At 72.2% G+C, this 1,506-nt stretch carries 1 protein-coding gene; it reads right to left on the bottom strand.

The window, feature by feature from the left end; genetic code table 11:
• Positions 1-145: 145 nt before the first annotated feature.
• A complete protein-coding gene (locus tag ACXAHD_RS32070) occupies positions 146-1,144 on the bottom strand; it encodes a tyrosine-type recombinase/integrase (RefSeq protein WP_281554925.1) in 999 nt (332 codons plus the stop codon).
• Positions 1,145-1,506 lie beyond the last annotated feature (362 nt).

Genomic DNA, 1,506 nt, shown 5'->3' with positions numbered 1-1,506 from the left:
CATGCGAGAGGGGGGGTGGTGGTGTGGGGGGGGGGGGGGGGGGGGGAGAAGAGAGAGGGCTTTCCTGGTCGCGGCGGTAATAGGGGGGCGGCGTTGTCCCGGATGGGGTGGACCAAGCGCCGTCACCACCCCAACCAGCCCCAGTTCAGGCAGGCCCGACGACTCGACGCAGCGACCGGTTCGACCGGTTTGCCCGTGCCGCCGCCCGCTGCTGGTCGGCCGTCACCTCGATGTAGTTCTGGCTTGCCGTGAGGCTCGCATGCCCCAGCAGCCGCATGATCTCGGCGGCGTTCGCCCCGTCCTCGGCCAACCGGGTGGCGAACGTGTGTCGCAGCGCGTGCAGCTGCGCACCCCGCGGCACCCGCTCGGTGATCCCTGCCCGCCGGAAACACGACCGCACCAGGTACTGCAGGCCGCCGCGCCGCAGGGCGGCACCGCGCCGGTCGACCAACAGCGGACCTCCGGGGCGTACCGACCGGGGGCCGAACCGTCGTCGGCGGCTGGCCAGGTAGCCGTCGACGACGACGTCGACGGCGGCCTCCACCGGGACGGTCCGCAGCCGGCCGCCCTTGCCGGTCAGCTCGATCCGGCGTTCACCGGGACGTCCCGCGACCGAGCCGACCCGCAGCCCCAGCAGCTCGCCGAGTCGCAGACCGGCGCACAACGCCAGAGCGACCACCAGCAGGTCACGCTCCGGCCACGGGTCGCGCTGGCGGGGGTCGCTCCGCGCGGCGGCGGCCAGCAGCGTCTCCGGGGTCTCCTCGCCTCGCAGCGGCTTCGGTAGTGCTGCCGGGGCCCGCGGGCGGCCCACTGCGGGCATCGGGTTTCCGGCGGCGATGCCGTCGGCGACCAGGAAGTTGAACCACGAGTTCCACGTCGACCAGGCCCGGTGCACAGACGCGGGGGAGCGGGGGGCCGCGAACCGGGCGAACGCGGCGCGGAGCCGTCGTTGGTCGAGCGCCTCCAGTGGTACGTCGGTCCAGGGCAGGGGAGTCGGTTCGGTGGAGTCGCCGATCAGGCGTAGGACGGCGACGAGGTCGCGGCGGTAGGCGTCCAGGGTGTGCGGGGAGGGTTTGCGGGAGGCGCGGTCGGCGAGGAAGTCCTCGACGAGCCGTACCGCCACCAGATCCACAAATTGGTGCATAACGCATATTATGCATGTCTTCTCGGTGTGCCACCAGATCCGGCCGAGGACCCGCGAGCCCCGGCCGGGGGGGGGGTGGCCGCGTCCCAACATGTGTCGCGGTGGCCGCACCGAAGGGCCGGCGATGCGCCTCGGGACGCGATGCCGGAAGTTCGGCGGGTCACCGGCGACGCTGGGGCTCGCTGGGAAGTGACGGACACGGGAAAGCCCGTGATCCGCCGGGTCCACGCCGTCAGAGCCGGTCGGTCACCTCGACCCACGTCTCCTAGTTGACATAATGTATATTATCGACCTGATATCGGCGGTGTCCCGGAGACCCCGTCGCGCGCGGCGGACTGTGAGCCCCCGACGGGGTCTCACAG

The organism is Micromonospora sp. ABR4_055 (assembly GCF_056160425.1).
This window is presented reverse-complemented; position numbering and strand designations above follow the sequence as displayed.

What these genes read in the sequence shown, in the direction of transcription:
- ACXAHD_RS32070 (WP_281554925.1), bottom strand. Translation starts at nt 1,144, where the DNA reads ATGCACCAATTTGTGGATCTGGTGGCGGTACGGCTCGTCGAGGACTTC.